This window comes from Phycicoccus sp. Soil748, assembly GCF_001428025.1.
Lineage (GTDB): Bacteria > Actinomycetota > Actinomycetes > Actinomycetales > Dermatophilaceae > Pedococcus.
Genome location: NZ_LMSC01000007.1, coordinates 914,652 through 940,464, shown reverse-complemented (window position 1 = coordinate 940,464; position 25,813 = coordinate 914,652). Strand labels below are relative to the sequence as shown.

The 25,813-nt window shown below is 73.1% G+C and carries 25 protein-coding genes; 7 read left to right on the top strand and 18 right to left on the bottom strand.

All coding sequences use genetic code 11. The features are described 5' to 3' along the window. Positions 1-41: 41 nt before the first annotated feature. Genes ASG70_RS12110 through ASG70_RS12095 form a run of 4 tightly spaced genes read right to left on the bottom strand, consistent with a single transcriptional unit; the run spans position 42 to position 4,982 of the window. Positions 42-476 (bottom strand): thioesterase family protein, encoded by a 435-nt coding sequence (locus tag ASG70_RS12110; RefSeq protein WP_056883998.1) that lies wholly within the window; start codon positions 474-476, stop codon positions 42-44. Between the two features lie 11 nt (positions 477-487). Then, positions 488-1,690, bottom strand: a complete 1,203-nt coding sequence (locus ASG70_RS12105; RefSeq protein ID WP_156399950.1) for an MFS transporter — start codon at positions 1,688-1,690, stop codon at positions 488-490. Continuing rightward, positions 1,687-3,027: a class I SAM-dependent RNA methyltransferase gene (locus ASG70_RS12100; protein WP_235531463.1), complete on the bottom strand. Its 1,341-nt coding sequence runs from the start codon at positions 3,025-3,027 to the stop codon at positions 1,687-1,689. The genes ASG70_RS12105 and ASG70_RS12100 overlap by 4 nt, the downstream gene beginning before the upstream one ends. After that, positions 3,024-4,982 (bottom strand): APC family permease, encoded by a 1,959-nt coding sequence (locus tag ASG70_RS12095; RefSeq protein ID WP_200949274.1) that lies wholly within the window; start codon positions 4,980-4,982, stop codon positions 3,024-3,026. Before ASG70_RS12095 ends, ASG70_RS12100 begins: the two co-directional genes overlap by 4 nt. A 145-nt stretch (positions 4,983-5,127) precedes the next feature. Between ASG70_RS12095 and ASG70_RS12090 the strand changes: the two genes are divergently transcribed. Further along, entirely contained in the window at positions 5,128-5,796 is a 669-nt protein-coding gene (locus ASG70_RS12090) for a TrkA family potassium uptake protein (RefSeq protein ID WP_056883997.1), read from the top strand. Between the two features lie 18 nt (positions 5,797-5,814). After that, the gene (locus ASG70_RS12085) at positions 5,815-6,498 is read left to right on the top strand and encodes a TrkA family potassium uptake protein (protein WP_056883996.1); all 684 of its coding nucleotides are present in this window, start codon (positions 5,815-5,817) and stop codon (positions 6,496-6,498) included. 69 nt (positions 6,499-6,567) lie between these two features. On the opposite strand, the gene ASG70_RS12080 is transcribed toward ASG70_RS12085, so the two are convergent. From ASG70_RS12080 to ASG70_RS12060, 5 genes are all read right to left on the bottom strand, one after another. Further along, positions 6,568-7,287: a DUF3159 domain-containing protein gene (locus ASG70_RS12080; RefSeq protein ID WP_082590581.1), complete on the bottom strand. Its 720-nt coding sequence runs from the start codon at positions 7,285-7,287 to the stop codon at positions 6,568-6,570. Then, positions 7,277-7,594, bottom strand: a complete 318-nt coding sequence (locus ASG70_RS12075) for an OB-fold nucleic acid binding domain-containing protein (protein ID WP_200949273.1) — start codon at positions 7,592-7,594, stop codon at positions 7,277-7,279. Before ASG70_RS12075 ends, ASG70_RS12080 begins: the two co-directional genes overlap by 11 nt. A 114-nt stretch (positions 7,595-7,708) precedes the next feature. Continuing rightward, the gene (locus ASG70_RS12070) at positions 7,709-8,560 is read right to left on the bottom strand and encodes a DUF3710 domain-containing protein (protein WP_056883995.1); all 852 of its coding nucleotides are present in this window, start codon (positions 8,558-8,560) and stop codon (positions 7,709-7,711) included. 7 nt (positions 8,561-8,567) lie between these two features. Then, on the bottom strand, positions 8,568-9,023 hold the full coding sequence (gene dut / locus ASG70_RS12065) for a dUTP diphosphatase (protein ID WP_235531462.1): 456 nt from the start codon (positions 9,021-9,023) through the stop codon (positions 8,568-8,570). A 54-nt stretch (positions 9,024-9,077) separates the two neighbouring features. Continuing rightward, positions 9,078-9,377 (bottom strand): DUF4193 domain-containing protein, encoded by a 300-nt coding sequence (locus ASG70_RS12060; protein ID WP_056883993.1) that lies wholly within the window; start codon positions 9,375-9,377, stop codon positions 9,078-9,080. A 388-nt stretch (positions 9,378-9,765) separates the two neighbouring features. Between ASG70_RS12060 and ASG70_RS12055 the strand changes: the two genes are divergently transcribed. Then, positions 9,766-9,951, top strand: coding sequence for a hypothetical protein (locus ASG70_RS12055; RefSeq protein WP_056883992.1), 186 nt, complete (start codon positions 9,766-9,768; stop codon positions 9,949-9,951). 91 nt (positions 9,952-10,042) lie between these two features. Here ASG70_RS12055 and ASG70_RS12050 read toward each other — a convergent pair whose 3' ends face one another. From ASG70_RS12050 to ASG70_RS12040, 3 genes are read right to left on the bottom strand one after another with little or no spacing between them, the layout of a single operon-like run. After that, entirely contained in the window at positions 10,043-10,933 is an 891-nt protein-coding gene (locus ASG70_RS12050; protein ID WP_235531461.1) for an inositol monophosphatase family protein, read from the bottom strand. Positions 10,934-10,962: 29 nt separating this feature from the next. After that, positions 10,963-12,081, bottom strand: a complete 1,119-nt coding sequence (locus ASG70_RS12045; RefSeq protein ID WP_056883991.1) for a ferrochelatase — start codon at positions 12,079-12,081, stop codon at positions 10,963-10,965. Then, the gene (locus ASG70_RS12040) at positions 12,078-12,713 is read right to left on the bottom strand and encodes a trimeric intracellular cation channel family protein (protein WP_056883990.1); all 636 of its coding nucleotides are present in this window, start codon (positions 12,711-12,713) and stop codon (positions 12,078-12,080) included. The genes ASG70_RS12045 and ASG70_RS12040 overlap by 4 nt, the downstream gene beginning before the upstream one ends. Positions 12,714-12,806: 93 nt before the next feature. Between ASG70_RS12040 and sepH the strand changes: the two genes are divergently transcribed. Next, positions 12,807-14,168, top strand: a complete 1,362-nt coding sequence (gene sepH, locus ASG70_RS12035) for a septation protein SepH (RefSeq protein WP_056883989.1) — start codon at positions 12,807-12,809, stop codon at positions 14,166-14,168. A 44-nt stretch (positions 14,169-14,212) separates the two neighbouring features. On the opposite strand, the gene ASG70_RS12030 is transcribed toward sepH, so the two are convergent. The 6 genes from ASG70_RS12030 to ASG70_RS12005 form a co-directional block, all read right to left on the bottom strand. After that, positions 14,213-14,887, bottom strand: coding sequence for a thymidine kinase (locus tag ASG70_RS12030; protein WP_056883988.1), 675 nt, complete (start codon positions 14,885-14,887; stop codon positions 14,213-14,215). Positions 14,888-14,898: 11 nt separating this feature from the next. Continuing rightward, positions 14,899-16,128, bottom strand: coding sequence for an alkaline phosphatase family protein (locus ASG70_RS12025; RefSeq protein ID WP_056883987.1), 1,230 nt, complete (start codon positions 16,126-16,128; stop codon positions 14,899-14,901). A 34-nt stretch (positions 16,129-16,162) separates the two neighbouring features. Then, positions 16,163-16,765: a DUF5998 family protein gene (locus tag ASG70_RS12020; protein ID WP_056883986.1), complete on the bottom strand. Its 603-nt coding sequence runs from the start codon at positions 16,763-16,765 to the stop codon at positions 16,163-16,165. 81 nt (positions 16,766-16,846) lie between these two features. Next, positions 16,847-19,513 (bottom strand): bifunctional GNAT family N-acetyltransferase/acetate--CoA ligase family protein, encoded by a 2,667-nt coding sequence (locus ASG70_RS12015; RefSeq protein WP_056883985.1) that lies wholly within the window; start codon positions 19,511-19,513, stop codon positions 16,847-16,849. Between the two features lie 81 nt (positions 19,514-19,594). Continuing rightward, the gene (locus tag ASG70_RS12010) at positions 19,595-21,025 is read right to left on the bottom strand and encodes a hypothetical protein (RefSeq protein ID WP_056883984.1); all 1,431 of its coding nucleotides are present in this window, start codon (positions 21,023-21,025) and stop codon (positions 19,595-19,597) included. Next, on the bottom strand, positions 21,022-21,561 hold the full coding sequence (locus ASG70_RS12005) for an RNA polymerase sigma factor (protein ID WP_056883983.1): 540 nt from the start codon (positions 21,559-21,561) through the stop codon (positions 21,022-21,024). The genes ASG70_RS12010 and ASG70_RS12005 overlap by 4 nt, the downstream gene beginning before the upstream one ends. Positions 21,562-21,642: 81 nt before the next feature. On the opposite strand from ASG70_RS12005, the gene ASG70_RS12000 reads away from it, so the two are divergent. The 3 genes from ASG70_RS12000 (at position 21,643) to ASG70_RS11990 (ending at position 25,745) form a co-directional block, all read left to right on the top strand. Continuing rightward, complete coding sequence (locus tag ASG70_RS12000; protein ID WP_056883982.1) at positions 21,643-22,278, top strand: nitroreductase family protein; 636 nt, start codon at positions 21,643-21,645, stop codon at positions 22,276-22,278. Positions 22,279-22,344: 66 nt separating this feature from the next. Further along, positions 22,345-24,789 carry a DNA topoisomerase (ATP-hydrolyzing) subunit A gene (locus ASG70_RS11995; RefSeq protein ID WP_056883981.1) on the top strand — a complete coding sequence of 815 codons (2,445 nt, stop codon included), beginning with the start codon at positions 22,345-22,347 and terminating at the stop codon, positions 24,787-24,789. Further along, positions 24,786-25,745: a sucrase ferredoxin gene (locus ASG70_RS11990; RefSeq protein ID WP_082590579.1), complete on the top strand. Its 960-nt coding sequence runs from the start codon at positions 24,786-24,788 to the stop codon at positions 25,743-25,745. Before ASG70_RS11995 ends, ASG70_RS11990 begins: the two co-directional genes overlap by 4 nt. Positions 25,746-25,813: the final 68 nt, after the last annotated feature.

Here is a 25,813-nt window from a genome sequence, read left to right as displayed (position 1 = left end):
GATTTATCTTGACGTCAAGATATCACGTCGGTCGTGCGTGGTCAGGTCCGGTCTCGATCCTCGTCCAATGCCGTACGGAGCGAAAGTGGCAGCTCACGTTTGGTGCGCTCCCCCAGCCCAGCCGCCACGTAGGTGATGGTGAGCACGGCGCACAGCAGGCCGTCGCTCGCGCGGTGGATCTCGTGGCGCAGCGTGAAGCTCGTGGACCCGACGCGGACCGGCCGCACGACGATGTCGGCGCGGTCCCCGGCCGACAGGCTCGCCAGCCACTCGATGTCGGCGTGCCGGACCAGCGGGAGCGCGTCGGCCGCCTTGGCCTCCTCGAGGCCGTAGCCCCGCGCGGCGAGGTAGGCGAGGCGGGCGTCGTCGCACCACGCGAGGTACCAGGCGTTGAAGACCACTCCCACCTGGTCGACCTCGTAGAAGTGGACCTCGACGTGGTGGGTGAACGGGACCTGCGCGGGGGCTTCGGGCACGACGCAGGAGCCTAGGCGACCTCGTCCGCCGCACCGCCCGCGGCCCGTCCCCGGGCGGGGACGCACAGCGGGAGCGCGGCGACGCACACGACGGCGAGCGCGAGGAACCCTGCCCCGAAGCCGGACGCCGTCGCGATCGCGCCCATGGCCACGGCGCCGGCCGCGGTGCCGCCGTCGAAGCCGATGTTCCAGCCGGCGCTCGCGACGGGGATGTGGCCGCGGTCCACCTGGTGGAAGGCCACCACGAGGGTGAGGTTCTGCAGGCCGCCGTACGCGACCCCGGCCAACGCCGCCCCTGCGAGCAGGAGCCCGAGGCCACCCCCGCGCTGCGCCGCCCAGGCACACAGGCACAGACCGGCGGCGCCGACGAGCAGCAGCGGCGCGAGGAACCGCTCGGCGCCGTACCGGTCCGAGAGGTGGCCGGCACCCCAGCGGCACGCGGCGGTGCCCACCCCAAGCACGAGCAGCACCCAGGACGCGGACGCGGAGTCCACGACCTGCGGCGCGAAGGTGAGCAGCCCTCCCCCGGCCATCGTCACGGCGAAGAGGACGGCGGTCGGCCGCGCGACGGCCCACGCCGTGCGCCGGTCGAGGCGGGGCGTCCTGCCGGCGACCCGGTCGGCCTCCCCAAGGGCCCGCCCCACCGCGAAGGCGAAGGGTGAGGCGACGACCGGCAGCGCGCCCACGGCGAAGACCCAGCCGAAGCCCCAGCGGTCGGCCACCGCCACCGAGGCCGGGAGCAGGACGAGGTTGGGGACGGCCACGGCGAGGCCGTAGGCGCCCACCGCGGCGCCCCGCCTGGCGGCCGGTACGAGGTGGGCGACCACGGCCGACCCGGTGACCGTGATGATGCCGAACCCGATGCCCCGCACCGCAGACAGCGCCAGCACCGGCCCCAGCGCGTCGGACAGCAGGTAGGCGGGCGAGGCGACGCCCATGAGGAGGACGCCGGCGGCGATGACGGGTCCGTGGCCCAGGCGGCGCAGCAGGGCCGGCACCCCGAGCTGGGTCAGCACCGTGGCCGCCAGCAGCACCCCGTTGACGAGTCCGGAGCCGACCGCGTCGGCGCCACCCCGGGCCGCCCACAGCGGCGCGACCGAGAGCAGGGCGGCGTACCCGCTGAACCCGAACACGGACACCAGACCGAGCGCCGGCATACCCGGGTACCGCCACACCGACCCCGACGTCGGGGCCGACGGCGCGGGGTGGGTCACCGGCCGAACACGGCGACGCACTCGACGTGGTGCGTCATCGGGAAGGCGTCGAACGCGTGCAGCCCCTCCAGCCGGTAGCCGGCCTCGAGAAGCCACGCCGCGTCCCGGGCCAGGGCCGCGGGGTCGCACGCGACGTAGGCGATGGCTCGTGGCTCCAGCGCGGCGACCTGGGCCACGACGTCCTTGCCCGCCCCCGTCCGCGGCGGGTCGAGGACCACGAGGTCGGCGCGCAGCGGCAGCAGGGGGTGGCGACGCAGCTTGCGGGAGCGCTGCCCGCGCGAACCGGGTCCTGAGCGCTTCGGCCGCGCCACCCCGAATGCGTCGTCGACGCGAGCGCGCAGGGCGAGGACGGAGGGGTACGCGGCGAGGTTGGCCGCGGCGGAGGCCACCGCGTCGGCGTCGGACTCCACCGCGACGACCTTGCCGCCGGGCCCGACCGCCTCGGCGAGGGCCGCGGCGAACAGGCCGACACCGGAGTAGAGGTCGAGCGCCGTCTCCCCCTCGCGAGGCGCGAGAACCTCCAGGACGGTGTCGACGAAGGTGGCTGCGGCGCCGGGGTGCACCTGCCAGAACCCCCGGGCCGAGACCTGGAAGTCGCCGGCGAAGCGCTGCGCCGCGACGTGCTCGACGACGGTCGGGACGTCCTGCTCCCCCGACGGGACCGGCACGACGACGGCCTCGCCCGTGGACGGGGCGACGACGTCGACCGCCTGCTCGCCGTCCCAGTGGCCATGCAGGACACCGGTGGCGAGGACCCGCTCGTCGGCGATGAGGCACGTGTCGACGGGCACCACGTCGTGCGACCGGTGCTGGCGCAGTCCCGCCCGGCCGGCCTCGTCGACGGCGAACTCGACCCGTGTCCGCCAGCCGAGGCCGTCGTGGTCGCCGGGCACCGGCTCCACCGCGACCGCGACCTCGAGGTGGGCGAGGCGCGAGAACTGCTCGCGCACGACGGCGGCCTTGAGCTCGCGCTGGTGCCCCACCTCGACGTGCTGGAAGTCGCACCCGCCGCAGAGCCCCGGCCCGGCATACGGGCAGGGTGCGGTGACACGGTGCTCGCTCGCCTCGACGACCTCGACCGCATCGGCGCGGACGAAGCGCTGGCCCGGCTTCGCCTCGGTGACACGGGCACGGACCCGCTCCCCCGGCAGGGCGTGGCGCAGGAAGACGACGCGCCCCTCGTACCGGGCGATGCAGAAGCCGCCGTGCGCGACGGGTCCGACCTCGACCTCGACGACGTCACCGACGGACAGCTCACCGACCGAGCGCTCGCCGACACGGTCTCCGGTGCCGTCGGTCCCGCGGTGGGAGCCGGCCCCGGGCGGGGAGCCGGTCACTGGCCGAGGCGGACCGAGCCCGCGGTGGGCCCGTCGAAACGCTCTTCCTGGCCCTCGGAGGAGGCGAGCTGCCACGGGACGCTGGCGACCATGACGCCCGGGGTGAACAGCAGCCGCCCCTTGAGGCGCAGCGCGCTCTGGTTGTGCAGGACCTGCTCGTACCACTTGCCCAGGACGTACTCCGGGATGTAGACGACCACGACGTCGCGCGGGTGGCCGGAGCGCAGCGACTTCACGTAGTCGACCACGGGCCTGGTGATCTCACGGTAGGGCGAGTCGAGGGCTTTGAGGGGCACCGGGATGTCGCGGCGGTCCCATTCGTCCTGCAGCGCCTTGGTCTCGTCGGGCTCGACGTTGACCGTGATCGCCTCGAGCTTGGACGGCCGGGTGGCCCGGGCGTAGGCGAGGGCGCGCAGCGTCGGCTTGTGGATCTTGGAGACCAGGACGATGGCGTGCACCCGGCTCGGCAGCATCTGCGCGTCGAGGTCGTCGTCGAGGACCCTCAGCTCGGCGCGGACCCGCTCGTAGTGCTTGTGGATCCCGAGCATGAGGAAGAACAGCACCACCATGGCCGCGATCGCGTACCCGGCGCCGTGCACGAACTTGGTGAGCAGCACCACCACGAGCACGATCCCGGACATCGTGGCGCCGATGGCGTTGATGACCCGGCTGCGCTGCATACGGGTGCGCTCGGCGCGGTCGCGCTCGAGGCGCAGGTGCCGGTTCCAGTGCCGGATCATGCCGGTCTGGCTCAGCGTGAACGACACGAAGACGCCGACGATGTAGAGCTGGATCAGCTTGGTGACCTCGGCGTCGTAGAGCACGATGAGGAAGGCCGCCGCACCGGCGAGGATGAGGATGCCGTTGGAGAACGCGAGCCGGTCACCACGGGTGTGCAGCTGACGGGGCAGGTAGCCGTCCTTGGCGAGGATCGAGCCGAGGACGGGGAATCCGTTGAACGCGGTGTTCGCCGCGAGGATGAGGATGAGCCCCGCGACGATCGACACGATGATGACGCCCGGGTGGAAGCCCGAGAACACGGCCTTGGAGACCTGGCCCATGATCGTGTCCTGGACGTAGCCGTCGCCGACCGGCTTGCCGTCGCGCAGGAGCTGGGTCGCCGGGTTCTCCGCGTACTTCACGCCGGTCCACCTGGCCAGCGTCAGCATCGACATGAGCATGGTGATGGCGATGACACCCATGAGCAGCAGGGTGGTCGCGGCGTTGCGGCTCTTGGGCTTCTTGAAGGCCGGTACCCCGTTGGAGATGGCCTCGACACCGGTCAGCGCCGCACAGCCGGAGGAGAACGCCCGCAGCAGCAGGAACAGCATCGCGAAGCTGCCCAGGCTCTGGTAGCCCGTCTCCGGCGCCAGGGTCAGCCGGGCGCTCTCCGCGTCGGGGAGGCTGCCGGTCGCCTCACGGATGACACCGACGATGCCCATGCCGATCACGCTCAACATGAACAGGTACACCGGCAACGCGAACGCCTGCCCGGACTCGCGCACGCCGCGCAGGTTCATCGCCGTCAGCAGCACCACGAGCGCCACCGCCACGACGACCTCGTGGCCGCGGATGAACGGCAGCGCAGCGGCGGCGTTCTGCACGCCCGAGGAGATCGACACCGCCACGGTGAGGACGTAGTCGACCAGCAGCGCCGAGGCGACGGTGAGGCCGGCCTTGGGCCCGAGGTTGGTGTTGGCCACCTCGTAGTCACCGCCGCCGGAGGGGTAGGCGTGCACGTTCTGCCGGTAGGACGCGACGACCACGAGCATGACGGCGACGACGCACAGGCCGATCTGCCACGAGTGGGTCAGGGCCAGCACACCACCCGCGAGGCCCAGGGTCAGGAAGATCTCGTCCGGCGCGTAGGCGACCGACGACAGGGCGTCGCTCGCGAAGATCGGGAGCGCGAGCTTCTTGGGGAGCAGGGTCTCGCCGAGCCGGTCGCTGCGCATCGCGCGACCGACGAGCACCCGTTTGAGGACGCGTCCTGAGGTTGCCACGGCGAACACTCTAGGCGTCACCAGGGGATGGTGCGTGCCCGCGGCACACCGCGGCAGGGTGCGCGGACGTGGTACGCCGCGGTGTAGCGTCGGCGCCGTGCACTTCGTGATCATGGGCTGCGGCCGCGTCGGGTCCTCCCTCGCCCTGAGCCTCGAGAACCAGGGCCACGACGTGGCGGTGATCGACCAGGAGGAGTCCGCGTTCCGGCGCCTCGGGTCCGCGTTCGAGGGGAGCCGGGTCACCGGTGTCGGCTTCGACCGCGACACCCTCATCGAGGCAGGTATCTCCGACGCCTACGCGTTCGCCGCCGTCTCCAGCGGTGACAACTCCAACATCCTCGCCGCCCGGGTGGCCCGCGAGACCTTCGGCGTCGAGCACGTCGTCGCGCGCATCTACGACCCCGGCCGCGCCGAGGTCTACCAGCGCCTCGGCATCCCCACCGTCGCCACGGTGAAGTGGACCTCCGACCAGATGCTGCGTCGCCTGCTCCCCCAGGGCCATGTGCCCGAGCTGGTCGACCCGTCGGGCAAGGTGGTCGTCGCCGAGGTCACGGTCAACCCCGGGTGGGTCGGCCGGCTCGTCAGCGAGCTCGAGTCCGCCACCGGCACGCGTGCCGCCTACCTCACCCGCCTGGGGTCGGGCATCCTGCCCACGGCCGACACCGTGTTCCAGGAGGGCGACCTCATCCACCTCGCGACCCTCGCGGCCGAGCTGCCTGCCGTCGAGCGCACCCTCGACGCCCCTCCCGTCCCGTCCGGGCACTGAGCCACAAAGGAATCCCGAATGCGCGTCGTCATCGCCGGAGCAGGGAGCGTCGGCCGCTCCATCGCCCGCGAGCTGCTGCACAACGGCCACCAGGTCCTGCTGATGGACAAGGAGCGCAAGGACATCCAGTCCAGTCGCGTCCCGGAGGCCAACTGGCTGCTCGCCGACGCGTGCGAGATCACCGCCCTGCACGAGGCCGGCCTCGCCGAGTGCGACGTGGTCGTCGCCTCGACCGGTGACGACAAGGTCAACCTCGTGGTGTCCCTGCTGGCCAAGACCGAGTTCGGGGTGCCCCGCACCGTGGCCCGCGTCAACAACCCCAAGAACGAGTGGATGTTCGACGAGGCCTGGGGCGTCGACGTCGCCGTCTCGACGCCGCGCCTGATGACGGCGCTGGTCGAGGAGGCCGTGAGCGTCGGCGACCTCGTGCGGATCTTCCAGTTCCAGCAGGGCAAGGCGACGATGGTCGAGCTCACGCTGCCCGCCGACAGCCCCTACGCGGGCAAGCGCGTCGGCGACGTCGACTTCCCCGGTGAGACCGTGCTGGTGGGCATCATCCGCGAGGACCACCCCATCGCCCCGAGCCGGGACGACTCCCTCGAGCCGCACGACGAGCTGCTGTTCATCTCGACGCCGGAGTTCGAGGACGAGCTCGAGGCCATGCTGAGCCCGGGACAGCGCAACCCGCGCGGCGAGGCCTGACCGACCCCGCAAGGGGACTCCACCGCCAAGGCGGGCTCACGGCTCGAGCGGCTCCCAGGTCGAGCGGGCTCACGGCTCGAGCGGTTCGCCTTCCGGCAGGCCGTGCCGGTGGTGCTCGACGTGGTGTCCGTCCGGGGCCGGCACCTCCTGGGCGGTCTCGCCGCGCACGAGCATCAGGCCCATGACGGCCAGGCCGACCAGCCACAGCGGCCAGCCGAGCGCCACCTTGCAGACGCCGAGCCAGCCCACCTCGCCGGCGAACCAGAGCGGCAGCATGATGGAGACGCGCACGGCGTACATCACCACGAGCACCATGGTGAGCCGCTGGCACACGCGCACGAGCCCGCGGTCGCGGTGCCAGGCGAAGGGGTCCTCGGTGGCCCGCGGGTCACCCGCCCCGACCATGAAGCCCACGAGCGGCCAGCGCGCCACCACGGACACGAGGGCACCCACGCCCCAGGCTGCGCTGGTCAGGATGCCCGGGAGGAACGCGTCCTGGGCGCGGCCGCTGCGCAGGGCGAAGAACGCGGCGATGCCGGTCGCGACGGCTGCCGAGCCGACGAACTGCAGGCTCTGGCGCTGCACGAGGCGCACCAGCGCCAGGACGACGATGCCCACGCCGGCCGCGACGACGGCAGTTCGCACGTCATGGGTCCACGTCCAGATCGCGACGAACAGGACCGTGGGCAGAGCGGTCTCCGCGGAGCCGCGCCAGCCGCCGAGGGCCCGGGACAGGCGCTGTCGGATGACCTCCTCGACGGTGGCCTGCACCTCGTGGTCAGTGTGCACGCAGCGGCACGATCTCGTAGGCGGGGTTGAAGATGGTCGGGATGCCCCGGTAGTAGGTGACGCGGCCGTTGGCCCGCAGGTAGGTGCCGGGCTGGATCCCCGCGATGGAGCGCCGGCCGAGCCAGACCAGGTTGATGGTGCGGCTGCCGTCGTAGAGGTCGATCACCAGGGCCGGGACGTTGACGCGCGGCCGCAGGGTGACGGCCCGGACGGTGCCGGAGACGGTCGCCTCCTGGCGGTCGCGAAGGTCGCACATCGGGGTGCACCCGAGGCGGGCCGCGTCCTCCTGCAGCTCGTCGGCCTCCATCTGGGTGACCGACTTGGTCAGCCGCTCCCCCAGCCGGGCAAGGGCCGACTTGTGGTCCTTCCCGGCGGCGTCGCGAGCGGTGGGGGTGACGGTGGTCTTGCCAGCCATGGCTGCCTACCTGACCTCGGTGATCTCGGGTCCGCGCTCGAACGGCTTGAGGTCGTCGGCCCGGACCCCGGTGCCGCCCTCGTCGTCCGCGTGCTCGTGGTCGTGCTGGTGGTCGTGGTCGGCCGCGGCTCCCGGCTGGGCGGGCAGCGTGAGCGGGAGCATCTCGCGCGGCGCCATGGCGCTGTCGCCGCGGACGACGACGGCGTCGCGCACCACGTCGAGCAGTGGCGCGGCAGCCTCGTCGTCGATCGCGGCGCGGCCGGAGAACACGGCCCGCAGGAACCAGCGTGGCCCGTCGACCCCGGCGAACCGAGCGGGGGCGAAGACCGTGCGGCCGTCGGGGCCGGCGGAAGGCATACGGGTGCGCAGCTCGGTGCCGAGCGGGCCCCTCACCTCGTCGGCGGTGCCGCCCTGGTCGAGGATGGACTCGGCGATCTCGGCGCGGATCTCGTCCCAGATGCCCAGTGTGCGGGGGGCGGCGAAGGCCTGGATCTGCACGGCGGAGTCGCCGAGGACCGCGGTGGCGCCGACGACCTGGTCAGCAGCCTCGTCGACCTCCAGGCGCAGCTCCATGCCGGCGACCCCGCGGATGCGCAGGGCCCCGAGGTCGAGGCGACCGTCGTCGGCGGCGTCGACCTCACTGCTGTCGAACGGGCCGCGGCCGTCGGCGGCGGCCCCGCCTGCAGCCTCGTCGCCAGCTAGGGTCGTCGCCAGTGAGCCCTGCTCGGCGGACTCGAGCACGCCGGCGGCCTCTGCGGCGTCAGCGCCGTCGACACCTTCCGCAGCCGACCCGGTGTCGGCCACCTGTCCCGTCTCGTCGGCCGGTTCGGTCTTCTTGCCTCGTCGGAAAAGCGCCACTGGTCAGTCAGTCCTTCGTCGTCTGGTTGTGGGTGCCGAAGCCGCCACTGGACCCGTGTCCAGTGTCCCCCCGGGAGGTGTCTTCGAGCGAATCCACCTCGATGAACTCGGCGCGGGCCACCTCTTGCACCACGAGCTGGGCGATGCGGTCACCGCGTCGCACGGTGAACGGCTCGCGCGGGTCGAGGTTGACCAGGTTGACCAGCACCTCGCCGCGGTAGCCGGCGTCGACGGTGCCCGGCGCGTTGACGATGGTGATCCCGTGGCGGGCCGCGAGGCCGGAGCGGGGGTGCACCAGGCCGACGTACCCGTCCGGGATGGCCAGCGCCAGTCCCGTGGGGACCAGCGTGCGCTCGCCGGGGGCGATGGTCACGTCGGTGGCGGCGTGCAGGTCGGCGCCGGCGTCACCGTCGTGCGCGTAGGTGGGCACCGGGAGGTCGGGGTCGAGCCGCCGAAGGGGCACCGATACGCGGATAGGGCCAGTCACGTGGACTGACCCTATCCCGCTCTGCTCACGTCAGGCTGCGCACTCCCGGCACACCATCTGCCCGTTGACCTCCTTGGCCAGCTGGCTGCGGTGGTGCACCAAGAAGCACCGCGAGCAGGTGAACTCGTCGTACTGCCGCGGGATGACCCGGACGGAGAGCTCCTCCCCGGACAGGTCGGCGCCGGGGAGCTCGAAGCCCTCGGCCTGCTCGGTCTCGTCGACGTCGACGCTGGAGGCGCTCTTGTCGACCCGGCGGGACTTCAGCTCCTCGATCGAGTCCTCGGACAGCTCGTCATCGGTCTTGCGCGGCGCGTCGTAGTCAGTCGCCATAGTCGCTGTCGCTCTCTCTCTTCTGTCGCATCAGTCGTCCTCCCGGTGATCGGGAAGTCGAGTCGCCGGTGTCAACGCTGACCGTCATGGTTTTGTGCCCACCTGCGGCGGGGATTGTGCCCTATCCGCGAGATGGCGTCATCCCTGGGTCCACGGACCGTCGCCCGGGGGCACGACGGGAGCGCGCCGATCATCTCCCGAGCCGGCCGACGACCTCCTCTTGGCCGTGCTGGCGACGTCTCGGGGCGGTCTCGGTTCACCCAAGATTCACCCAGGGCGGGCAACCCGGACTGGGTCGAAACGCGTCTGTGCGTCTAGAGTCCTGACCTCACGTCAGCGAACTGCCCGCCCGAACCGACTCGTCGAACGACTCAGAGAGGGGTGCACCATGACCGAGTTCCACACCGAGATCACCCGCCGCGCCAGCCGCGCGGTGCAGAACCTGCGAACCGCGCAGGAGACCGGCGACGACTACCTCGCCACCGTCCAGGAGGCCGAGCTGGAGAACCTCGCCCGGCTCGCCCAGGAGCACGGTCTGCGCATCCCCGCGCTCTCCGACTACCACGCCGCCTGAGCACACCGGCCGAGTACATCGACCGGCGCGAGCCCCTGGCCGCGCGCCGGTCGTCACCTCTGTCCCGTCCCCGCCCTGGTCGTCGCCGTCCCTACTCGGCGCCGGCGGCCTCGACCGCCCGGCGCACCAGCTCCGAGAGCTCACCGTGCAGCGGCGCCGCGGCCCCCACGACCAGTGAGGGGTCGGGCGCCCCACCCCCGAGACCCGTGAACAGCCCTCCGGCCTCGGTCAGCACCAGCCACGCGGCCGCGAGGTCCCACGGGTTGAGACCCCGCTCGAAGTAGCAGTCGAGCGTGCCGAGGGCCACCGAGCAGATGTCGAGGGCCGCGCTCCCGATGCGCCGGATGTCGCGAACGTGCGGGAGCACCTCGGTCAGCACGCGCGCCTGCCACAGGCGACGTCCCGCGTCGTAGCCGAACCCGGTGCCTGCGAGCGCCTGCCCGAGCTCGGGCGGCGCGCCGACCGCCAGCCGTCGTGCCGGGCCGCCGTCGACGATGCGCAGGTGCGCGCCCCCGCCGAGGCGGGCGTGGAAGAGCTGTCCGCTGACGGGGTTGACCACCGCGCCGGCCACCGGCCGCCAGGCCCCCGGGGTCGTGGGGTCCCCGACGACGGCGGCGACGGACACGGCGTACGCGGGGATCGCGTAGAGGTAGTTGACCGTCCCGTCGATGGGGTCCACGACCCAGGTGACCCGCGAGCGGCCGGTGGTCCCGGGCGCCTCCTCGCCGAGGAAGCCGTCCTGCGGCCTCGCCTCGTGCAGCCGCGTGCGGATGAGCGCCTGGGCACGCTCGTCCATCACGGTGACGACGTCGGTCGCGGAGGACTTCGTGCTGGCCACGCCGAGGTCGGCCGGACGCTCGTCGACGATGAGGCGACCTGCCTCGAGGGCGACACGGACCGCCAGCTCCTCGAACTCCCGGAGCTCACCCTCGTCAGGCACCTGCAGGTCCCAGGGCTCCGCGCCGTCCCCCGTGCCGGCCACCCCCGAACCTGCCCCCACCCCGGCCACCCTCAGTCCTGGCCGCAGAGGGCCGGCTTGGCCGTGCGCAGGTTGGGGCAGCAGCCCGGGGCGCAGGTCGAGCGCAGCGGCGTGGTCCCGGGCCAGGAGGGCTGGGCCGGCTGCTCGCCCCGGGCCACGGCCGCCCGCTCCTCGACGAGGTCGACCAACCCGGACACGAACTCGGGGTCGATCCCCACGGTGGGTACCCGCACCAGCTGGAGCCCGAGCTTCTCGGCCGTCGCCGCAGCCTCGGTGTCGAGGTCGTAGACGACCTCCATGTGGTCGGACACGAAGCCGATCGGGGCCACGACCACCACGGTCGCCCCCTCGGCCGCCAGCTCCTCGAGCCGGTCGTTGACGTCGGGCTCGAGCCACGGCTGGCTCGGCGGCCCCGAGCGGGAGCAGAACACCAGCTCGCCGCTGAGGCCGGTGTCCAGGGTCGCGTTGACCTCCTCGGTGATCGCCGCCCCGAGCGCCACGTGCTGGCGCGAGTACGCGCTGCCCACCTCGTCGCCGGGGCCCGAGGTCTCGTCCATGGCCGTCGGGATGGAGTGCGTCACGAACAGCAGGCGTATGTCGCCCGCCTCGGTGCCGCCGCGCAGCACCTCGCGGACGGCCTCGGTGACCAGGCGGCTGTTGGTGCGCGAGAAGCCGGGGTGGTTGGCGTAGGTGCGGATCTTGTCGACGGCGACGTCGATGCCCTCGGAGGCCACCTTCTCGGTCGCGGCGGCGAGGTCCTCGCGGTACTGCCGGCACGACGAGTAGCAGGAGTAGGCGCTGGTCATGACGGTGACGAGCCGGTTCAGGCCCTGGTCATGGGCCTCGCGCAGCGCCTCGCCGACGAACGGCGTGAAGTTGCGGTTGCCCCAGATGACCGGCGTCGAGATCTCCCGCCGGTCGAGCTCGGCGCGCAGGGCGGCGATGAGGGCGCGGTTCTGGTCGTTGATCGGGCTGCGGCCACCGAAGCCGTAGTAGTGCTCACCGACCTCCTCGAGCCGCTCGTCGGGGATGTTCTTGCCCGCTGTGACGGTGCGCAGGAACGGTAGGACGTCCTCGGGCTTCTCCGGACCGCCGAAGGACAGCAGGAGGATCCCGTCGTAGGGGTCGAGCGGGCTGGGGTCAGGGCTCACGTGAGTTCTCCGGTTCGCAGGGGCTTGGGTGCGTGGACGTCGAGCACGACCGCCACCATCCGCACGGCGAAGACCAGGGCGACACAGCCCCAGATCACCAGCGGGTTGACGAGGTCGAAGTGGTGGGCGGTCACGATCAGGGCCGACCCCAGCAGGGCCGGCAGGGCGTACATCTCTCGGCGCAGGACCTCGGGGACCTGCCCGGCCAGGACGTCACGGACGATGCCGCCGCCGACGGCGGTGATCCCGCCCACGATCACGGCGGTCAGCGGGTCCATTCCCGCCCCCAGCGCCTTGAGCGACCCGCCGATGGCGAAGACCGCCAGGCCCGCGGCGTCCAGGACCCGGACGAAGCGCGAGATGCGCTCGACCCCCGGGTGGTAGACGAAGGTCACCAGCCCCGCGACCAGGGCGCTGGTCAGCAGCCGCCAGTCGGAGATGCCCACCGGCGGCAGGTCGCCGATGAGCAGGTCGCGCAGCACCCCGCCGCCGAGCGCCGCCGCGCCCGCGAGGACGAGCACCCCGAAGAGGTCCAGCCGCTTCTTCACCGCCACCAGGCCGCCCGACAGGGCGAACGCGAACACCCCGACGAGGTCGAGGGCCAGCTGGAGGTGGGTGTCGAGGGTGAGCATCGCGAGTCAAAAGTACCCTCGCGGCGTGGGCGCTTCCTCGGCGAGGTCGGGGGTGGCAGAGTCCACCCTGATGTGGCGATACGGGAGAAGGCAATGCGCGACCTGCGGCTGATCGGTGTCCATGAGGACGGCCAGCGGCTGCTGCTGTCCGACGCGGAGGGCGAGCAGTACGGCGTTCCCCTCGACGAACCCCTGCGGGCGGCCGTGCGCCGTGACCGGCCACGGCTCGGTCAGCTGCAGATCGAGATCGACGGCGGCCTGCGCCCGCGTGACGTCCAGGCGATGATCCGGGCCGGCCTCAGCGCCGAGGAGGTCGCCGACCGCTCGGGCTGGGCGGTGGAGAAGGTGCGCCGCTACGAGGGGCCCATCCTCGCCGAGCGCGAGTACGTCGCCGGGCTGGCCCGCGCGGTCCGGCTCCGTGGACGCGCAGGCGCCGGGTCCACGACCCCGACCCTGGCTGCCCGGGTCAGCACCCGCCTGTCCGGCCGCGGCGTCGACCCGGCCCTGGCCGAGTGGGACTCCGCCCGCAGCGAGAGCGGCGAGTGGACCGTCGTCGTCACCTTCCCGGCCGGCGGACGCGAGCGCCAGGCCCGCTGGCAGTTCGACGTCCAGGCCCGCACCGTGACCGCGTCCGACGACGAGGCGCGCTGGCTCAGCGAGGAGGACACCGCCGGCGGTGCCTCTCCCCTGCCCACGCCGCACCTGGTCTCCACCCCCGTCCGGGCCACGACCGTGTACGACGTCGAGGCCGAGGGCGGTGTGCAGGCCACCACCCCGCGCCGGCCCGCGCCGCTGCGCGGCGAGGAGCCGCTCGACCTCATGAGCGCCATGCGCGAGCGCGCCTCGCACCGCGGTCGCCCGCGGCGTCGCAAGGGACCGGCGTCTCAGACGCCCGTCGACGAGGCGCCCCGCGAGGACGCCCTCCCCCTGGAGGACCTCGCCTACGACCCCGAGACCATGCCGCCGCCCCCGGCGGCCCGTGGTCCGCACCCCTTGGATCCCACGCCCGGCACCGGCTCGGTGGGCGACGACGTCCTGCCCGCCGCCCCAACCCCCGCGGCCGACCAGCCCTCGGCCCCCACTGCGGACGCCGAGCAGCCCGAGCGCACCGAGGAGGCGGCCGCTCTCGTCGTCGACGACCTCACCGACGACTTCAGCGACCACATCGAGGAGCACGACGTCGAGGAGCACTCGGCGGCCGACGCCGACCTCGACGACGCGGCCCGGGAGGACGTGGTCCCCGAGGACGTCGCGGACGCGGGTTCGCAGGAGCCGGAGGACCTCGACGACGTGGCGGTGGAGGACGTCGAGCCGGAGCCCGAGCCGGCCACGGAACCCGAACCGGTCGACGAGGCACCTGCCGCGCCGGCACGGCCCCGCCCGGCGAAGAAGTCCGGTCGGCGCAGTGTGCCGAGCTGGGACGACGTGATGTTCGGGGCCAAGCCCCGCGACTGACGCCCCGGGCTGGGGCCCCGCAGCTCACGCCGTACGGGTGCCTCTCAGCAGGGCGGCACGGGGCAGAGGTCGAGGTCGAACGGCAGCACGTCCGGCGAGGACGCGGCCGCCCGGGCCGCGGCCGAGTTCATCCGCCGCATGAAGTGGCGCCGGCACAGCACCTCGTACTCCACGAGAGTCTCGGTGCCTGCCTTGGTGTCGCCGACGACGACCTGCTCTCCCTCGACGACCATGGCACCGTCGACGACGCGCGCGTTGTGGGTGGCCCGGCGCCCGCACCAGCACAGCGCCTCGACCTGGAGCACCTGCACCTTGTCGGCCAGCTCGATCATCCGCCGCGAACCGGGGAAGAGCTGGGTGCGGAAGTCGGCGGTGATCCCGAACGCGAAGACGTCGATGCCCATCTCGTCGACGAGCCGCGCGAGCTGCTCGACCTGCGCGGGTGTGTAGAACTGCACCTCGTCGCAGATGAGGTAGTCGATGCGCAGGCCCTGCGTCGCGTGCTCGACGACCGCGTCCCAGAAGTCGAGCTCGTCGCCGACCTCGTGGGCGGGGGTCGACAGCCCCAGCCGCGAGGACAGCACGTCGGTGCCGGCCCGGTCGAGCTTGGTGTAGATGATCCCGGACCGGCCACGGGCTCGGTGGTTGTGGTCCATCTGGAGCGCAAGGGTCGACTTGCCGCAGTCCATGGTCCCGGAGAAGAAGACGAGCTCAGCCACGAGCGACCACCCTAGGCGGTGTCCTTGGCCGGGACGTGGAAGAGGGGTATCGCGGACTCCTCGGGTGTCAGCGAACCGTGCAGCCCGACGAGTGCGAGCAGCTGCGGGCGGGCACGCCGGGAGTCCACGATCGCGAAGTTGTCGCGCATGGCGACCACCACGTCGCCGATGCGGGGCAGGTTGCCCGCGCTGACAGGCCCGAACCAGCCCTGCGCCACGGCGTCCTCACGGGTGCGGATCCAGGCGCGCTCGGCCACCCGCTCGGTCCACGTGTGGAAGACGTCGTCGGCGGCACCGGGCTCGCAGTAGAGCTGCAGCGCCCGGGCCTCCCCCCCGACGTGGCGGACGCCGGCGGCGAGCCCGGGGTCGTGGGCGAGGTCGATGCGCAGGGCGTGGGGTGCGTCGACCATGCCGTGGTCGGCGGTGACGTAGACGGCCGTGTCGGACGGCACCGACCGGCACAGCCGCGCGAGCTCTGCGTCGATCGCCTCGAGCTCGTCGCCCCACTCCCACGACTGGCAGCCGTGCACGTGGCCGACCTTGTCGAGGTCGCCCCAGTAGAGGTAGACGAGGGACCGCTTGGACGCCCGGACCGCCGCCAGGGACGCGTCGACACGGGCAGCGAGGCTGTCGGCAGCGCGGAACCGGCCACCACGCACTGCGGCCCGGGTCAGCCCGGAGCCGTCGAAGAAGGCAGGTCCCACCCGGGTCACGTCGACCCCGTCGCGCTCCGCGTGCTCGAAGACGGTCGCCTGGGGCTGCCAGCGCAACGGGTCCGGACCGTCCTCCCAGGAGAGCTCGTTGACCAGCCGGTCCTCGCCGGGGACGAGCACCTCGTAGCCGAGCAGGCCGTGGCTGCCCGGTGGCAGGCCCGTGCCGAAGGTGCCCATCGAGGTCGCCGTCGTCGACGGGAACCCCGAGCCGATGCGGTGGGCGGCCGGCAGCAGCGAGCGCAGGAACGGCGCGTGACCGCCCCTGCGTCGGATCAGCTCGTAGCCGAGCCCGTCGACGAGGACCACGACAGCGCGCCGCGCGGGGCCGAACTCCAGGGCCGCGGCGACCGGTGCGGCCTCGGCGTCACCGGTGTGTACGACGGCGGGTCCACCCGCGTGGCCGTCGACCCCGACGGCCGCGAGGGAGCCCGCGTAGCGCTGGACGCCGAGGCTCGCGGCGACGGCCGGGAGGACACCGGCGAGGCCGGCGGCGTCGTACCGAGGGGGGAACAGACCTTCGTGTGGCATGGGTTAGGGCATCGCCTTCGGCGTGCGCACGGGCCTAGCTGCCGATGCTGGTCGAGAGGGCCTGGGCGAAGTCGAGGGCCTGCTGCAGGGCTGTCTCACCCTCGGCGTCGGCGCTGATCCGCAGGGAGATGTCGTCGGAGGCGACGCTGCCCTCGTAGCCGTGGTCGGCGTCGCAGTCTGGATCGGCGCAGGAGGCCGGCACGAGGTCGATCCGGCTCACGGCCCCCCAGCCGAGCGTGAGGGTGATCTCGCGGCCGAGCGAGCCCGGCTGGTACTCCTGCGGACGCGCGACCACGTGGGTGACCATCACGCCGCGGACGGCGCTGAGAGGCACGCTCTCGGTCGTCGCGGTGGCGACGTCCTCGTGGCCGGGACGCTCGTCGGTGTGGTCGTCGGCGTGGGCGATGACCAGCCGCGAGCCGGTGAGGGCGAGGACGGTGATGTGCCGGCGGACCGCGTCGTGGTCGAACGTCGTCTCCTGGTGCACGAGGTGGGAGACCACCTCGTCGCCCCCGAGGGCCGCCTGGACGACGTCACCGACCAGGCTCGGGTAGTAGCCCGCCTGCTCGATCGCCCTGGTCAGGTCGTCCGGCAGGGCCAGCGGTCCGGCGGCACGGCGCGAGGAGGTTGAGCCCATACCGGCCATCTTGCCCTACCCGGGCCGACGCCGCCGGGGGCGGAGGCCTCGTCGGGCCGCGTGCGGCGCACCGGGCCCGCCCTACGTCAGGCTGCGGCGACCGGGGTCCTTGCGGCGGGTGGTCGGGGCGACGACCACCTCGGCGCCGAGGACGTCGACCCCGGCGGGCTGGGCGTTGACCGGGTTGAGGACGAGGCTGGACACCTCCGGCAGGTTGTCGGCGAGCACCGAGACACGCGCGATGAGGTCGGCGAGCGCCGCCCGGTGCACGGGTGCGGCCCCCCGGTGGCCGTGCAGCATCGGGGAGGCCTTGACCGAGGAGATCAGGTCGGAGACGTCGACGTCGGTCAGCGGGGGGATGCGGTGGCCGATGTCGCCGAGCAGGTCGGTGGGCGGTCCGGCGATGCTGAAGGAGACGACCGGGCCGAACAACGGGTCCTCGTCGCTGCGCACCACGCAGGACACACCCAGGCTCGCCATGCGCTGGACGACGAAGGTGTTGGCCGACAGCGGTGCCAGCCGCTCGGTCAGGGCGCCGAACGCCTCCCGCACCTGGGCCTCCGAGCGCAGGTCGACCCGGATGCCGCTGAGGCCCGGCTGGTGGCGCATGAGCGGCGCCACCGACTTGATCACCACGGGGTAGCCGACGGAGCCCGCTGCGGCCACGGCCTCCTCGACCGTGCGCACCGGGACGCTCCCCCAGAGCTCGATGCCGTATGCCGAGAGCAGCTCGGTCACCTCCTGGTGGGTGAGCCGGCGACCCTCCGGCGCCTCGGCCAGCACGCGCTCGACCACCGCGCTGGCCGCCTCGCGGTCGATGCCGACCGGCCCCACAGGCACGCCGTGGTCGCGCGCCCGCCACTCGGCGTACCGCGTCGCCGCCGCGAGCGCGCGGACGGCGTCCTCCGGCATGGCGTAGGCGGGGACCACCTCCAGCCGGCCGCCCTCGCGCTGGTCGGAGAGTCGCTCGAGGACACCCCGCATACCGAGGAACGTTGCGAGGCAGGGCTTGTCGGACGCGATGGCCGCATTGCGCACCGCCGTCGCGACCTCCTCGTCCTGGGTGACCAGGGGCGGGATGAAGCAGGTCAGCACGCTGTCGACGTCGGCGTCGGCGAACGCGTCCGCGAGCGCCTCGGCGAACCGCTCCCCCGTCGCGTCGCTGGGCAGCGAGACCGGCCCGTGGGCCACCTCGAGGCCCCAGCTGACGCAGGCCTCGGCCGTGAGCGCGCCGAGGGCGTCGGAGTTGCCGACGATGGCCACCCGGTTGCCCTGGGGCAGCGGCTGGTGCACGACGAGCTGGGCGACGTCGAACATCTGGTGGACGTTCTCGACCCTGATGACACCGGCCTGGCGCAGCATCGAGTCGAACGCCTCGGGGCGCACCCTCGTGGTGCGGGCCCGGTGACCCGGCGGCACGCCGTACGACGAGACCCCCGACTTCACCACGATCACGGGCTTGGTCGTCGCCAGCCTCCGGGCGATGCGTGAGAACTTGCGCGGGTTGCCCATGGACTCGAGGTAGAGGCCGACCGCGTCGGTGTCCTCGTCGTCGATCCAGTACTGCATGAAGTCGTTGCCGGAGACGTCGACGCGGTTGCCGGCCGACGCGAAGACCGAGATGCCGAGGCCTCGCCGGGCCGCCGACGCCAGCACCGCGATGCCGAGGGCGCCGCTCTGCGCGAAGAGCCCGAGGCGTCCCGGTGGGGGCAGGTCGGGGGCGAGCGAGGCGTTGAGTCGGACGCTCGGGTGGTTGTTGATGACGCCGAAGGAGTTGGGGCCCAGGACCCGCATGCCGGCGCTGCGCGCGGTGGCGAGCAGCTCACGCTGCAGGTCCTCCCCGTCCGGCCCGGCCTCGGCGAACCCCGCCGACACGACCAGCAGCGTCTTGACCCCGGCCTCGGCGCAGTCGGCGACCACGTCGAGCACCTCGTCGGCGGGCACGGCGACCACCGCCAGGTCGACCTCGCCGGGGATCTCCGACACCCGAGCGTGGGCGGGCAGGCCGAGGACCTCCATGGCCTCGCGGTTGACCGCGTGCACCGCGCCGTTGAACCCGGCGGCCTGGATGTTGGCCAGGATGTGGTGCCCGATGGAGTCGGTGCGACGGCTGGCGCCCACGACGGCGATCGAGTCGGGGAACAGCACCGAGTGCATGCTCACGGACTCGGCGCGGTGCTCCCGGGACAGGCGCACCGCCTCCGAGCGCTCGGTGGGCTGGATCCGGAAGCTGAGGGAGACCACACCGTCCTCGAAGCGGCGGGCCACCTCGTACCCCGCGTCGGCGAAGACCGAGATCATCTTGCGGTTCTGGGGCAGCACCTCGGCGGTGAACTCCTGCACCCCCGCCTCCCAGGCGATGACCGCGAGGTGCTCGAGCAGCACCGACCCGATGCCGCGGCCCTGGTAGGAGTCGGAGATGTTGAAGGCGACCTCGGCGCTGGTCGGGGTGATGCGGTCGTAGCGGCCGATGCCGATGATGTCGCCCCGCACCGTCGCCACCAGCGCCACCCGGTCGTGGTAGTCGACGTTGGTGAAGCGCGTGACGTCACGGTCGCTGAGCTTGCGCAGGGGCGCGAAGAACCGCATGTAGATCGACTCGTCGGACTGCCCGGCGTGGAACCGGTGCACCGCGTCGACGTCGCTGGGCGTGATCGGGCGGAGGTGCGCCACGGAGCCGTCCCGGAGCACGACGTCGGCCTCCCACTCGGTCGGGTAGCCGGCAGGGCGTGCCTGGGTCGCCGTCATCGGGCCCTGCTCGCCACCAGCGTCGCGGCCTGCGTCATGGTGGAAAGCATGTCACGCCCGCCCCACCCCGGGAGGGTGCGGTCAGTGCCGCAGCGGGACCGTCTCGAAGGTCGAGCCGGAGTCGCTGCTGACCCAGTAGGAGGCTCCGCCGCCGGTGGCGTAGACGAGTCCACCGCCGGCCGCTCCTGCCCACGTGGTGGATGTAGAGCCGCCCGGCGCCACGTCCTTCCAGGCGGCGCCGCCGGTGCTCGTCGAGAGCATCCGGGTGGGGGACGTCGCCTCGCCGGTGCTGGCCGGCAGGGCCTGCCGGACCGCGACGACGTGCTCGGCGTCGGTGGCGGTGAGCCACACCCCCGCCGGGGTGGGGTTGCCGAGGCCCGGAGCCGGGCGCTGGCGCCACGTCGCGCCGCGGTCGGTCGAGGTGACCAGGTCGTAACGCACGTCGGCGGCGCCGGAGGCCGGGCAGAGGCCGACCAGCGTGCCGCGGCTGTTGGCGGCGGCCGTGACGGTGAACCCCTGAGCCGGGTCGCAGCCCTGGGGCACCGGGAGCGGCTGGGGCGTCCCGGAGACCCGCTGGGGGCGCAGCGGCTGCTGGGTCCCCGTCGACGTGCCGTTGAGGTAGGCGTCGGACCCGTCGAGGACGATCCAGGCGTTCTCCACCACCGGCGCCGTGCCGGCGACGTCCACGGCCTCCGTGCGGTCGCTGGTGACCGGGGCGGTGCGGACCTGGAGGTCGGAGCACCCTCGCTGCACCGACGCGGTCCCCACGTGGCCACAGGTTCGCGCCGTGACCATCCACACCCGGGTGCCGTCGGTCTCCAGGGACAGCACGCGGCGTCCGGCCACGTCGACGGGGCTCCAGGAGCGTCCACCGTCGGTGGTGCGCCGCACCTCGCTGCCGAACACGTAGCCGACCTGGGGCGTCGCGAACCGCACGCCCACGAGCTGCTTGGCGTCCGCAGGGGTGACCAGGGGTCCGCGGGTGGTCAGGTCGGTGAACGAGGCCCGGGTCGACCAGGTGCGCCCGTCGTCGTCGGAGGCGACGACCGCGCTGCAGCTGCCGGATGCGCAGGCGGCGGAACCGAGCCCGACCAGGTGGCCGGTCCCGGCGTTGGTGAGCGACGCGAGCTCGAACGTGCGGGGCACGGGCAGCACCTGGGGCTCCGGCGCGGTGGTGACGGACGCGGGTCCCTTCGCGGGGGCGGAGCCGGTGGGGCCGGCCGTCACCGTCCGGGTCACCGTGACGGTAGGCCGCGCTGCGGTCGAGGAGGACGTCGTCCTGGACGGCGTGTCGGCGGCCTGCTGCAGGCCCGGCCCGTGACCCGTGCCCACGACGAGGCCCGCCGCGACCACCGCGACAGCCGCCGCCGCGCCCAGCCACAGGACCGCGCGGTGCCGCTGCGGGCGGCGCGACTCGGCAAGCAGCGCCTCCCAGCGGTCCGGGCCCGCAGGCAGCTCCCGGACCTCGGCGCGCTCACGCGCGAAGAAGTCGTCCAGGGGGTCCCGGGTCATCGCAGCTCTCCCAAGGTCTTCGCCATCCGCTGGCGGGCGTCGAAAAGGTCCCGTTTGACTGTGCCCTCGGACTTCTCCAGCTGGCGTGCGACGGTCGCCACCGGCAGGTCGGCGAAGTAGTGCAGGAGCACGACCACGCGCAGCCGGTCCGGGAGCTCGAGCACCGCTTCGCGGACGGTCAGCGTCGTCGCCAGGTCGGGGTCGGGGGTGAAGTCGTCGCGACCACCTTCGTGCCGGGTGTAGGCGACCGACTCGCGCCCGCGCTTGCGCCAGTGGTCGCGCACCAGGTTGGCGGTGACGGTGTAGAGCCAGGCGCGCGGGTCGTCGACGCGGGCGAAGTCGCGGAACAGCTTGAGGAACGCCTCGGTGGCGAGGTCGTGGCCCAGGTCGTGGTCGCCGACGAGCCGGGCGGTCCAGCCGGCGAGGCGGCCGTAGTGGACGTCGTAGACCTCGCGGACGGCAGCCTCGACGTCGACCCGGTCCCGCGTCGCCACGCCCACCCCTCCCCTGAGGACCACCGCGGTCATCGTCGTCATGTCCCGTGGACGCCGCAGCGCCGCGCGTGGTTGGTGCCATCCTGTCAGCGTCGTCACGGCGGCCCGCGACAGGATGGTGCCATGGAGCTCGCAGAGGTGGTCCGCCGGCGGCGGATGGTGCGCCGGTTCGACCCCGACCGGCCGGTGGCGGGTGGGTCGCTCGAGCGGGTCCTGCACGCGGCTCAACGCGCGCCCAGCGCCGGTTTCAGCCAGGGCTGGGACTTCCTCGTCCTCGAGGGACCGGCGCAGACCGGCACGTTCTGGGCAGCCACCCGCGACGGCGAGCGCCAACCCGACGCCTGGCTGCGCGGCGTGGCCGCCGCGCCCGTGCTCGTCCTGTGCCTGTCCCACCCCGACGCCTACCTCGACCGCTACGCCGAGCCCGACAAGGGCTGGACCGACCGGGACCCGGCTCGCTGGCCGGTCCCCTATTGGGACGTCGACACGGGCATGGCGGCGATGCTCATGCTGCTCACCGCCGTCGACGAAGGGCTGGGGGCACTGTTCTTCGGCGTGCCACCGGACCGGCACGACGCCGTGCGGCAGGCACACGGCATACCCGTGGACCGGCGGCTGGTCGGTGTGGTGGCGCTCGGCCACGAGCTCACCCGCACGACGTCGCCGAGCCTGCGTCGCGGACGGCGCCCGGCGTCGGAGGTCGTGCACCGGGGCGCGTTCGGCGCCGGCCCCGGCGAGTCGGTCCCGGGCCCTGTCTAGCCGTGGGCCAAGATTGGGGGGTTCCCCCGCGGCCGGCGGGGCGTCCACGAGGAGTTGCACCCCGGTATGGCCCGCAAGAGCGCGTCCGCGCCTGAGGACGAGACCTACGTCGAGCGGATCGTCGACATCGACGTCCGCGAGGAGATGCAGGGAGCGTTCCTCGAGTACGCCGTCTCCGTCATCCACTCGCGCGCCCTGCCCGACGCGCGCGACGGCCTGAAGCCGGTGCAGCGCCGCATCCTCTTCTCGATGCACGAGATGGGCCTGCGGCCCGACCGCGGGCACGTGAAGTCCTCGCGCGTCGTCGGCGACGTCATGGGCAAGTACCACCCCCACGGCGACACCGCGATCTACGACGCCCTCGTCCGCATGGCCCAGCCGTTCACGATGCGGCTGCCCCTGGTCGACGGCCACGGCAACTTCGGCTCCCTCGACGACGGCCCGGCCGCCTCGCGCTACACCGAGGCCCGCCCGGCCGCGGCGGCGCTGCTCATGACGACCGGGCTCGACGAGGAGACGGTGCCGTTCGTCCCCAACTACGACGACCAGCTCCTGCAGCCCGAGGTCCTGCCCGCGGCGTTCCCCAACCTGCTCGTCAACGGCGCCAGCGGCATCGCGGTCGGCATGGCGACCAACATGGCGCCCCACAACCTCGTCGAGGTCATCGGCGCCGCGCGCCACCTGATCGCCAACCCCTCGTGCTCGCTCGACGACCTCATGAAGTTCGTCCCGGGGCCCGACCTGCCCGCCGGCGGGCGCATCGTCGGCCTCGACGGGATCCGCGACGCCTACCTCACCGGCCGCGGCAGCTTCCGCACGCGCGCCACCACCCGCATCGAGAAGACCTCCCCCCGGCGCATGGGCATCGTCGTCACCGAGCTGCCCTACCTCGTCGGCCCGGAGAAGGTCATCGAGAAGCTCAAGGACGCGGTGCAGTCCAAGAAGCTGCAGGGCATCGCCGACGTCAAGGACCTCACCGACCGCAAGCACGGCCTGCGCCTGGTCATCGAGGTCAAGAACGGCTTCAACCCCGACGCGGTCCTCGAGCAGCTCTACAAGCTCACGCCCATGGAGGACTCGTTCTCCATCAACAACGTCGCCCTCGTCGGCGGCCAGCCGCGCACCCTCGGGCTCAAGGACCTGCTGCGCGTCTACGTCGACTTCCGCACCGACGTGGTGCGCCGCCGCACCGAGTACCGCCTCGGCAAGCGCAAGGACCGCCTGCACCTCGTCGAGGGCCTGCTCGTTGCGATCCTCGACATCGACGAGGTCATCCAGGTCATCCGGTCCTCCGACGACGGCAACACCGCCAAGGCCCGGCTCATGGACGTGTTCGACCTGTCCGACCCCCAGGCGACCTACATCCTCGACCTGCAGCTGCGCCGGCTCACCAAGTTCTCGCGCATCGAGCTCGAGAACGAGAAGACCGACCTCGAGCGCCAGATCGAGGAGCTCGAGGCCATCCTCGGCGACGAGAAGCTGCTCCTGAAGACCGTCTCCACCGAGCTCGCCGAGGTCGCGAAGTCGCACGGCACCCCGCGCCGTACGGTGCTGCTCGAGTCCGCTGGCGTGCCGGCGACCACGGCGACGCCGCTCGAGGTCGCCGACGACCCCTGCTGGGTCCTGCTGTCCTCCACCGGGCTCATGGCACGCACCACCGGCGCCGACTCGATCCCCGCCGACGGCTCCCGCAGCAAGCACGACGCGCTCGTGGGTGCGGTCCGCACGACCGCTCGCGGAGAGGTCGGGCTCGTCACCTCCCGCGGACGCCTGGTCCGGCTGTCGGCGCTCGAGCTGCCGACGCTGCCCCCCACCAACGGCGCCCCGAGCCTGTCCGGCGGCGCCCCGCTCGCGGCGTACGTCGACCTGCCGGCCGGCGAGGAGCCCCTCACGATCGTGGGGCTCGGCTCCGAGGGGCCCGGTATCGCGCTCGGCACCGCGCAGGGCGTGGTCAAGCGCGTCACCACCGACTACCCGGGCCGCCCCGAGTTCGAGCTCGTGTCGCTCAAGGACGGCGACGAGGTCGTGGGCACGGTCGAGCTGCTGACCGGAGACGAGGACCTCGTCTTCATCACCTCCGAGGCGCAGCTGCTGCGCTTCGGGGCCGCCTCGGTGCGTCCGCAGGGCCGTGCTGGGGGCGGGATCGCAGGCATCAAGCTGGGCGGCGGCGACCGCGTCAGCTTCTTCGGCGCGGTGCCGCAGGGCGCGGACGCCGTGGTCGTCACCTCCTCCGGCTCCTCCGGCGCGCTTCCTGGCACCGAGCCCGGCTCGATCAAGGTCACCCCCTACTCCGAGTACCCCGCCAAGGGCCGCGCCACCGGAGGCGTCCGGTGCCACCGGTTCCTCAAGGGTGAGGACACCCTCGTGCTGGCCTGGGCGGGTCCCGTGCCGGCCCGTGCCTCCGGTGCCAACGGCGTCGCCCTCGAGCTGCCCGAGGCCAACGGGCGTCGCGACGGCTCGGGCACCCCGGCCCCCGCCGCCATCGCCCGCATCGCCGGCCCGCCACGGTGACCGGGCACGCAGTCCCGGCGCCGGACGCCTGCTCGGTGGGGTTCGACCGTGCCGGCCTGCGCGCGTACGGCACGGCGGCCCGGGCCTCGTTCTTCCTCGCCGTGGAGCAGCCCGGCCCGTGGGGTCGGGACGCTGCCACTGAGTCGCACCTGCCCTCCGGCCTCGGTCGCGCGCTGGCCGAGGCGTGCAGCACCAGGGGTGGGCGGCTGAGCCTCATCCGGCGCCCCGGTCGGCACGCTGACGACCACCACGAGCCGGGCCAGGTCGTCTACCTCGCGTGGGCGGGTCCCGCCCCGTGGCTGCTCACCGGGCGCGTGACCGACCACCAGGTCCTGCTCGACGTCGACCTCGACGCCCTGGCCCGGGGCGACGCCGACGCCGTGCGCGCGAGCCTGCCCGCCCTGTCGCCGAGCGACCCGGTCCTGCTGGTGTGCACCAACGGGCGGCGCGACGTCTGCTGCGCGGTCCGCGGACGCCCCGTGGCCCTCGACGCCGCAGCGGTGTCCCCGGGGCGCGTCTGGGAGGCGTCCCACACCGGCGGCCACCGGTTCGCCCCCACCGGTGTGCTGCTCCCCCACGGCGCCACCCTGGCCCGCCTCAACACCGAGCTGTCCACCGAGGTGCTGGCCGCGGCCGACCGGGGCGAGCTGCCCCAGCGGGCGCTGGGCCCGCTGCACGACCGTGGCCGCAGCCCCCTCGAGGGTGCCGAGCAGGCGGCTGAGTCGCACGTTCGCCACCTCGTCGGGGAGACCTCGTTGACGGCCCTGACGACCTCAGCCCCCGCGACCGCCGCGCCCGCCCCGGGTTCCGGCGCCGTCGCCGTGGTGGTCAGCCACCGCGACGGCCGCGAGTGGTTCGTGGTCTGCGAACGGCGTACGGGCCCAACCGAATTGCCCGAGTCGTGCGGAAAGGCGGCGATCCCGGTCGCCACGTGGGAGACCACCATCCGGTCCTGAGCACCCCCGTCCACGCTCGCGCCCGGCCCCAGTTACGAAATCGTTACCGCGTTCGTGTCGGGAATGAT